Here is a 3,858-nt window from a genome sequence, read left to right on the forward strand (position 1 = left end):
GTCGCCGACGGCACCCTGAAAGGCGCGGCGCTCGACGTGTTCGCGGACGAACCGCTCGACACCGACTCGCCGCTGCTCGACGTCGACGACATCGTCGTCACGCCCCACCTCGGCGCGTCGACGGAGGCCGCCCAGGAGAACGTCGCGACGAGCACCGCCGACCAGGTCGTCGCGGCGCTCGAAGAGCAACCGGTCGTCAACGCGCTCAACGCGCCGTCGGTCGACCGCGCCGCGTTCCCCCGCGTCAGGCCGTACATCGACCTCGCGGAGACCGCCGGGCGCATCGCCGTCGGACTGTTCGGCGGCCGTGTCAACGACGTCGAGGTGGAGTACGCCGGCGACATCGCCGAGGAACAGGTAGACCTCGTCACCGCCAGCGCGCTCCGGGGTGTGTTCCGCCCGCTCGAGAGTCGCGTCAACACGGTCAACGCGACCCGTATCGCCGAGGAGCGCGGTATCGACGTCACCGAGTCGAAGACCTCCCACTCGGACGTGTTCCAGTCGCGCGTGAGCATCACCGTCTCCGACGACGAGAGCGACGTGCGCGTCTGCGGGACGCTGTTCGCCGGCGACGACCCCCGCATCGTCCAGATCGACGGCTACCGGGTCGACGCCATCCCCCACGGCCACATGCTCGTCGCGCGCAACCACGACGAACCCGGCGTCATCGGCTTCATCGGCACCGTCCTCGGCGACCACGACATCAACATTGCCGGGATGTTCAACGGCCGCGAGACCATCGGGGGGGAGGCGCTAACCGTCTACTCGCTCGACAGCGAGGTGCCCGAGGACGTCGTCGCCGAACTGGAGGGAGACGGTCGCATCATCCGAGTGCAGTACCTGAACCTGAACGACGACTGATACTCGACCGTTCGTCCACGGGTGGGGCGGCGAAGCCGCCTCACAGGGGAAACGCTGGAGCAATAGCATTCCCGCACCCACTCAGTCGCTTCGCTCGCCGCCTGCGAGCGTTGAAGTCGAAAGCCGCGACCAACCCAACCCATGCGGTGAGACCCACTGCGAGCGGCCTCGCGGGGCATCGTGACCCCGGCCCCGGAAGGGAGTCCGACACCACCGCTCGCGGGCCGTGTCGGCGTCGGTGTCGGCTGCCCGGTTACTCCTCGTCCCAGACGAGTTCCAGTCCGAGCGTCGCGTCACAGCCGACCTCCCGGTCGGTGTCGTCGCGCGCTTCGGTTTCGTCCTGAAAGCCCCGGCAGTGGCCCTCCTGGAGTATCTCGACGACGTACGCCGGCGAGCCACATCGGGGACACTCCAGCCAGTGGCCGTCCTCGTCCTCGTGGAGTGCGTCCGGTTCGAGTGCCATCCGCGCGCCCTCTCGTTCGGTGCTCATGCTCGGTAGGACTCGCGACACACGGTTAGGGGTGGGGCCTGCAACGGCAGCGTCGCTTCGGACTACGGCAACCGTCGCCGGAGTCGGCCGACGAACCCCTGCGACCGACCTTCGAGGTGGGCGAGCACCGCGTCGGTGTCGTTGGCGACCGGTTCGGGGTCCCGGCCGGCGAGCGCCGCGGCGTCGGGGTCTTTGAGGAGGTGACCGGTCGTGAGACAGACCACGTCCTCGCCCGGGGCGACGACGTCGTCTTCGCGGAGACGGCGAAGGCCGGCGACGCTGGCCGCGCTGGCCGGTTCGACGCCGACACCTTCGGCGGCGAGCGCACGCTGTGCGTCGGTTATCTCGTCGTCGGAGACCGAGACGGCCGTCCCATCCGTCTCGCGGATTCCGGGCAACGCCTTCGGCGCGTTGACCGGGTTGCCGATGCGGATGGCCGTCGCGATGGTCTCGACCTCGTCCCAGCGACGGACTGCGTCGTTCCCCTCCTCGACGGCCTCGACCATCGGCGCAGCGCCCTCGGCCTGGACGCCCGTCAGTTTCGGGACGTCGCCAGGGGCGAGCGCCCCCGACTCGACGAGTTCGCGGAACGCCTTGTACAGCGCGGCCGTGTTGCCCGCGTTGCCCACCGGCAGGACGATGCGGTCGGGGAACCGCCCCTCCTCGGCGTAGAACCGTTCGAGGATCTCGAAGCCGATGGTTTTCTGACCCTCAAGCCGGAACGGGTTGAGCGAGTTGAGCAGGTACGCCTCGTCGCGAGCGGCGAGCTCCTGGACGATGTCGAGACACGAGTCGAAGTTGCCGTCGACTTCGAGGATGCGCGCACCGTGGAGCGCCGCCTGGGCGACCTTCCCGGCGGCGACCTTCCCCGAGGGGAGGAGCACGAGCGTCTCCACCCCCGCCCGCCCACCGTACGCCGCCAGCGCCGCACTCGTGTTGCCCGTCGAGGCGCACGCGAGTCGGTCGACCCCGAGTTCCTGGGCGACCCGGACGCCGACGGTCATCCCGCGGTCCTTGAAACTCCCCGTCGGATTCATCCCCTCGTGTTTGATTCGGAGCGTCCGTACGCCGAGGTCCTCCTCCAGTCGAGGCACCTCGTACAGCGGCGTGTCGCCCTCGGGGAGCGAGACGCCCTCCTCGAACGGGAGGGCGGCGCTGTAGCGCCAGACGCCGAGGCTCGTCTCCTCGTCGACTGTGGGTTTCGCGGGGTGGTCGCCGTCGCCCGCCCCGAAGTCGGCGAACGTCGGGTAGCGGTCGTAGCGCGCCTCCAGCAGGCCGTCGCACTCTGGACAGGTGTAGACGACCTCGTCGAACGGTGCGAGCGTCTCGCCGCACTCGATACACGCCAGCCAGACGCCGTCGGCCGCGTCCTCGGGCGTCGGTCCCGAGAGGTTCAGGTCAGCCATTGGCGCTTCTGCGGGTGAGAGGGGCAAAAAGCGGCCGGTCGGTGCGGGTTCTGCCGGGCCCCCGGCGACGGTCGTCTAGCTACTCGCCGTACTCGTCGATTCGGTCGTGGACGTACGCCGACCACTCGTCGAGCGTCTCGTGCATCAGCGCCTTCGCCTCGTCGAGCGGCGTCGCGGTGTACTGGTAGACGTGGCCGCCGCCGTCGAGCAGGCGGCGGCGACGCTCGGCGAGGCCCTTCTCTCGCAGGGTCGACAGCGAGCGGTTGACGTTCGAGCGGTCGCGCTCGACGACCTCGGCGAGTTCGGCGACGGTCGTCCCGGGGTTGTCGAGCAGCGTGAGATACGTCTCGGACTCGTGGCGCTGGATGCCGAAGACACAGGCCAACACCTCGGCGAACGCGGGGGCTTCGTCCACCATCAACTCACGAAAGCGGTTCGGACTCGGGTCCGGTTCCATGGCCAGTGTTAGAGGCGTGTCGCGAATAAATCCACGCTACTCCGTGGCGTAGCCGTTCTTCACCATGCACTGGCGCATCTCGGCGGCAGTGGGGTGTTTGTGGAGTCGCGTCGGCGTGTCACAGTAGTACGTCTCGCCGTCGTAGCGCAGCGTCACCTCGTGTGGGTCCCCGAGGAACGTCGTCGAGACGACGATGCGCTCGCCCCCCTGCAACCGGTCGAGGAGTTCGTCGGGACCGTACTCACCCGCGTTCACCGTGGTTGGCCCACCCATCGTCGGAGAGTGGGGAGGCCACGACAAAGAGTGTTCGTTCGGTGGCAGTCCCTCCGGAGACGAGGGCCGACGAGGCGACGCCGAACCCGTTCGTCACCGGTCGAGCAGCCACGTCAACAGCGCCTTCTGGGCGTGCAGGCGGTTCTCCGCCTGCTCCCAGACGAGCGAGCGCTTCGATTCGATGGCCGCGTCGGTGATCTCCTCGCCGCGGTGGGCGGGCAGACAGTGCATCACCGCCGCGTCCGTCCCGTCGAGGAGGGCGGTGTCGACCTGGAAGCCCCCCTCGGTGAACGCGGCGAGTTTCTCCGCGCGCTGGTCCTCCTGGCCCATGCTGACCCAGACGTCGGTGTAACAGACGTCGGCGTCGGCGA

4 protein-coding genes and 2 pseudogenes (1 of these 6 running past the window's edge) are annotated in these 3,858 nt (G+C 68.9%); 1 reads left to right on the forward strand and 5 read right to left on the reverse strand.

Annotation, left to right across the window (positions count from 1 at the left end):
* Positions 1-861: pseudogene (serA, locus tag M1L36_RS11065) on the forward strand (phosphoglycerate dehydrogenase) (it extends 722 nt beyond the left edge of the window).
* 253 nt (positions 862-1,114) lie between these two features.
* Here the strand turns inward: serA and M1L36_RS11070 are convergent.
* The 5 genes and pseudogenes from M1L36_RS11070 to M1L36_RS11090 form a co-directional block, all read right to left on the reverse strand.
* Positions 1,115-1,351: a hypothetical protein gene (locus tag M1L36_RS11070; RefSeq protein ID WP_250873793.1), complete on the reverse strand. Its 237-nt coding sequence runs from the start codon at positions 1,349-1,351 to the stop codon at positions 1,115-1,117.
* Positions 1,352-1,413: 62 nt separating this feature from the next.
* The gene (gene thrC / locus M1L36_RS11075) at positions 1,414-2,757 is read right to left on the reverse strand and encodes a threonine synthase (RefSeq protein ID WP_250873794.1); all 1,344 of its coding nucleotides are present in this window, start codon (positions 2,755-2,757) and stop codon (positions 1,414-1,416) included.
* Between the two features lie 79 nt (positions 2,758-2,836).
* Entirely contained in the window at positions 2,837-3,214 is a 378-nt protein-coding gene (locus M1L36_RS11080; protein WP_250873795.1) for a helix-turn-helix domain-containing protein, read from the reverse strand.
* Between the two features lie 36 nt (positions 3,215-3,250).
* A complete protein-coding gene (locus tag M1L36_RS11085; RefSeq protein ID WP_250873796.1) occupies positions 3,251-3,487 on the reverse strand; it encodes a DUF8001 family protein in 237 nt (78 codons plus the stop codon).
* A gap of 93 nt (positions 3,488-3,580) precedes the next feature.
* Positions 3,581-3,858, reverse strand: a pseudogene (locus tag M1L36_RS11090) (ornithine carbamoyltransferase); the annotation flags it as partial.

Origin of the sequence: Halomarina rubra (genome assembly GCF_023699475.1) — an archaeon.
GTDB lineage: Archaea > Halobacteriota > Halobacteria > Halobacteriales > Haloarculaceae > Halomarina > Halomarina rubra.